The 533-nt window shown below is 73.9% G+C and carries 1 protein-coding gene; it reads left to right on the forward strand.

The annotated features are described in order from the left end of the window. Positions 1-132: 132 nt before the first annotated feature. Complete coding sequence (locus tag FNQ90_RS26290) at positions 133-531, forward strand: NUDIX hydrolase (protein WP_182608572.1); 399 nt, start codon at positions 133-135, stop codon at positions 529-531. Positions 532-533 lie beyond the last annotated feature (2 nt).

The following is a 533-nucleotide window of genomic DNA, read 5'->3' on the forward strand; positions in this document are numbered from 1 at the left end:
GTTCCCGGGCCGGCGGGGCCCGGCCGGCACAATCGCCCGGTCGTCGGTTCGACACGGACCGGCCGGCGGGTTCGAAGAACCCCGGAGCGTCGGGGAAGCGGTGGAGCAGCCGCGGGAAGAGGCGGGGACGGCATGCGCCTGATCGACACGGTGGCGTGGGTGTGTGTGGAGGACGGTCGGATCCTGGGGACCCGGAGCCGGGGGCGGACGCTGTTCTACATCCCCGGTGGCAAGCGGGAGACCGGGGAGAGCGACCTGGAGACCCTGGTGCGGGAGGTGCGGGAGGAGGTGGGTGTGGAGCTGCTGGTCGACACCGTCGAACCGGCCGGGGTGTACGAGGCGGAGGCCGACGGCCACGGTGCGGACGCGGTGGTGCGGATGGCCTGCTACACCGCCCGGCACCGGGGGGCGCTTCGGGCCGGGGGCGAGATCGAGGAGGTGGCCTGGCTGACCTACGCGGACCGGGACCGGACCGCGCCGGTGGATCGGGCGGTCTTCGACGATCTGCGGGACACCGGTCTGCTGGCCTGACC

The organism is Streptomyces alkaliphilus (genome assembly GCF_014141535.1).
Classification (GTDB): Bacteria; Actinomycetota; Actinomycetes; order Streptomycetales; family Streptomycetaceae; genus Streptomyces; species Streptomyces alkaliphilus.